We start from the raw sequence: 4308 nt of genomic DNA on the forward strand, positions 1-4308 counted from the left end.
TTTGTAAGCGATGCAGAGGTGCGACCCGTGGCGAATTTAATTCGCCAACGGAAAGCGCACCTAAGCGGTCTTGGGGGTTTCCCCCACTCGCTATTGCATCAAGAAGCGCAAGAGTTTGACTTCTGACATTTGACTTCTGACAAATGACTTCTGCTATAGCACTACGCATTAAGGTGTTTGACATTGATACAAGCAGCAAAAGCTGTTTTAGTGAACTTTTAGGTGCGACCCGTGGCGAATTTAATAATTAGATGCGGAAAGCGCACCTTTGCATGCATGCCTCTTGCCAATGCCATTGCGCGTAGCGCTATAGAACCCACATTATTAGACTAAAAACCGCTATAGCTCACCCAATTGAGAACTGCTATAAATTACCAATAACTAATCTTCAACCCTAAAGTTAAGTCGATAATTAATCGGTTGAGAAGCTTGAGAAACTACCACAAACTCATAGAAGCCAGATGCTGGCAGCTCCCCGCTCCACTCCCGTTCGGTTGAGTCTTCTAATAGGGGGGTCGTCTTACGGCTAGGACCATAAACTGAAAACAACGCATTTACATCGGTAGCCAGTCTCACTTCCATGAATTGACCACTAGAAAGTTTAGCAGTAAACGCTTTCCCGTCTCCTGGCTCGAGGGTTCCATTGACTTGTTGAACTCCGCCAGCAGCAAACTCAATGCGCTGTAGGGATTTTCCTGATGTCAACGCTTTGATCGTATCCCCAACAATCCCTTGCCACACCTGACCAATAGACTTATCGATAAACTTCTCACCCCGCTGATCTGGAAACTTATGAAAGAATTTAGAATCTGCAATATCATAAGCTGCACGGCTAGAAAGGCGCACCTGATTCACTTGCTGCTTCCAGCGAGTCAGATCTGCTGTCCCATAGCTTCCCAACCCTCTCCGTGCCGTCCGACTCAAATTTAGTAACTCAATCCGGGTCAATAGCTCAAACGCCAGCTTATCCCACTCTTCTCTTAACTTAGCATCCTCTGAACCAGTCCCTAGCTGTCGTTTTTGTTGATTGGGGTACTTGTTCCAAAACGCCTCATTGACTAACTGAACGTAGAACTTTTCGTTAATCTCCAAATTGGCACGACGCTGATCGAGCAATTCCTTGCGCTTTGCCTCGTTTGTGGGAAACCACGAGGGTGGCTTTATGTCCGGTTGATCGATGGGTGATTCCTTTGGTGAGGGTTACGGCTTAGATCTTTTGCCGAATGTGAACCACCAATTGGTTGCCCAGAAGGTAAAGCCAAATACAGCAGCAGCTAAAACAGATACCAAAACCACCTTGCCAAGCCAATCTAAAACGTTATTATTGCTAGCGCCGGTTAATGGTGTTCCGCTAGCTGGCCTTGCTGGCTGGTTAACCGCTACTGGCTTGGAACCAGGGGCAACTGCTAAGGTCGGTTTAGTCTGAGGGGGTGATGGAGCTGATTGCGGGTCACTGGCAAATTGAAGGTGAGTGGTGAGGTCTCGCAGCACTTCTTTGGCATTTTGGTACCGTTCCCCTGGTCTCGGTTGAAGCATTTTATCCAGGATACGACCTAGGGTGGAGCTAAGGCTAATCTCTCTGCGCCAGTTCCACGTCAGGGTATTGGGGTCAATGATCTGCTGGGGTTCCTGACCAGTCACTAATACTAATATAGTTGCCCCTAGAGCATAGAGGTCACTGTGGGGAAAAACACTTCCTCCTTGCATCTGCTCTGGGGGAGCATAGCCAACTTTACCCAACCGAGTTATGATTGGCTTATTTTGACCAGCCACCTTTGACCCTAGGAACTTCGATGCCACATTTGCTGCTACCTCCTTGACACCGCCAAAGTCAATCAGCACTGGTAAACCATCGGTACTGCGCAAAATCAGATTATCGGGAGAGATATCCCGATGAATCACTCTCATAAAATGGATATATTCCAACACTGGCAGGATTTGGATCAGCAGTTGAGTCACTTCTGCTTCACTAAACCGGAGTCCCTGAGGTCGGCGAGCCTCCAGTAGAGCGCGGTAGGTTTGCCCCTCCACATAGTCCTGAACCAACAATAGGGTGCCTTTGTCCTGTTGTTGTACCTGAAACAACTCACGAAATTGAGGAATTTGAGGGTGTTGCAGTCGATAAAGAACTCCCGCTTCCCGCTCAAATAGTTCTTCTGCTTTTTGTAAGGCGTGGTTACCTTGAACTTGGGGGGCAAATTCTTTTAGCACACAAGGTTCATTAAAGCGGTTAAGGTCTTGAGCTAAATAGGTGCGTCCAAAGCCTCCGTGTCCCAACTCCCGGACGATGCGGTAGCGACCACCCAGAATCTTCCCAGTGTCAAAGGTTTTGGCTAAGGATGGCAGCATCTCGCCACAAACCCGGCAAAACTTATTGTCATTGGGATTCTCATGTCCTTTACTACAATAGAGGGGCGTCATGGGATTTTGGATGTTGGATGTTGGATGTTAGATTTTTTCCCAGGGCTTGGTCCGGGAGACTTGACACAGTGTGTGCTGATTGCTCGACCTGTTGACTCAGTAGTTGACTAAGCATAGGTATATCAGCTACTGTGCTATATATATAAAGATATATAGCATTTCTAAAATAGGCGAGATATATTTTGGATTTTAATTTTGGATTTTAGTTAATAGGCAACAGGCAACAGGCAACAGGCAACAGGCAACAGGCAACAGGCAACAGGCAACAGGCAACAGGCAACAGGGAAAAAATCTTGTGTACCTCATTGCTATGAGAACCGCTATATATCACTATATATATAACTAATTATTCCTGTTGAAGCGTTCCGCAACCTAATTGCTGAAATATGTCATCGACGTATAACCCGGTTTTCGCTGAGGTATAATAACTGGCTATGACTTGGTCTTGCTGGGCAGTTTTTTTCTGTAACATCTGTTTCAATTCCTCCAGTTTTTCTTGATCCACTAAGTCTGATTTATTTAAGGCAGTAATAATCACCCCTTTGGGATTGATGGATAAAAACAGATCGATATGATGAACAATGTGCTCAATGGTTTCCATGCGAGTTACATCAGCAACAATAATTGCACCCTGAGCTCCTTTTAAATAAGTTGGTGAAATTCCCTTAAATTTAGTATGACCTTCTAAATCCCAAATCATCAATTTTATATCCAGCAGTTCTGATCGGGTTTCATCCTTAAATTTTATGATTTTGCGGGAAATTTTCACTCCGACTGTTGAAAGATATTGGTCACTAAACACACCCTCCACAAATCGGCGGATTAGGCTAGTTTTGCCTACACCAAAGTCTCCAACTAGGCAAATTTTTCGATCAATAGTGGACATTGTTACTGGTTGCTGACAACTGGTTTGAACTCTCGGGGATTGTAAACAGTTGTTAAGAGATGGGCGTGGCTCCAAATCTGAACAGGTTTACGGTATGATTTCTTCAGCGGACTTGAACACCTATTGATAACCGACCGTATGTTCCCAGACAGCACTATGGTTTTAGTGTTAGTGATCTATTGCAGTCGTTGAATCACCTCCTGATTCCAGATTGAATAGACAAGGGACTAAAGTCCATAACTTGTTGTGATCTCCTAGCTAAACCAAAGGGGCTTTCAACTGGGTTTGTTGGTAAACGGATCAAATACGACACATCGATTTAACCACAGCGGTTGACTAGCATCAACATCTGGGGGGCGTTTGCCAACCCCACGCACTTGCAGCCGTTTGGGATCAATGCCTTGCTGAACAAGCACATCTTTTACCATTTGGGCTCGTTGTTGTGCCAATCCCTGATTTTCGGTAAGTTGACCCCTAGGATCGGCGTAGCCGATTATCCTCAGGTGCTTTTGAGGATACCGCTCCATAAATTCCTTAATTGATCGGATTTTAGTGCCTATATCCTCTGGTTTCAACTGGGCTGAACCAAGATCAAAGTAGATCCGGCTGGTAACGTCTAATCCGTGGAGTTGTAAATTGTTCTCGACCGACTTGACACCGGGAATGCTCTCAAAGGCTTGGATAATCTTAGGGAAATCTTTAGCATAGAGTATCGCTCCTTTTACGGTCACCCTGCCTTCTGTATAAGATGCTACAATTACCACTCCATCCATTTGATTCAAGGTGTTTCTCACCCGTTGGACTTGAGCTTGGGTTAACTCATCAGTATAGGGGAGTTCGATCACCTCAATTTGATTATCCAACGCTAAGTTAGGGGCCGCAGCTTTGGCAATTTGCTCGACGTTTGAGCGCAGAGCCTGATTCGGTAGCTGTCCAGCTAGCTTTAGTCTCTGGCGATTGGCTTTAACTGTTAAACCATAATCAGACACTTCTGGGGAATA

At 45.4% G+C, this 4308-nt stretch carries 5 protein-coding genes; all 5 read right to left on the reverse strand.

Annotated features, from left to right (window positions below; all coding sequences use genetic code 11):
* Positions 1-184, reverse strand: a 184-nt coding sequence (locus F6K20_RS26315; RefSeq protein WP_287296601.1) for a hypothetical protein, incomplete at its 3' end; no start/stop codon positions are given.
* 197 nt (positions 185-381) lie between these two features.
* Complete coding sequence (locus F6K20_RS26320; RefSeq protein ID WP_287296603.1) at positions 382-1116, reverse strand: hypothetical protein; 735 nt, start codon at positions 1114-1116, stop codon at positions 382-384.
* An 84-nt stretch (positions 1117-1200) separates the two neighbouring features.
* Positions 1201-2421: a protein kinase domain-containing protein gene (locus tag F6K20_RS26325; protein ID WP_287296605.1), complete on the reverse strand. Its 1221-nt coding sequence runs from the start codon at positions 2419-2421 to the stop codon at positions 1201-1203.
* A 346-nt stretch (positions 2422-2767) separates the two neighbouring features.
* Complete coding sequence (locus F6K20_RS26330; RefSeq protein WP_008181693.1) at positions 2768-3307, reverse strand: Rab family GTPase; 540 nt, start codon at positions 3305-3307, stop codon at positions 2768-2770.
* A gap of 275 nt (positions 3308-3582) precedes the next feature.
* On the reverse strand, positions 3583-4308 hold a 726-nt coding region (locus tag F6K20_RS26335; RefSeq protein ID WP_287296607.1), incomplete at its 5' end, for an OmpA family protein.

The organism is Moorena sp. SIO2C4, assembly GCF_010672485.1.
GTDB classification, from domain to species: domain Bacteria; phylum Cyanobacteriota; class Cyanobacteriia; order Cyanobacteriales; family Coleofasciculaceae; genus Moorena; species Moorena producens.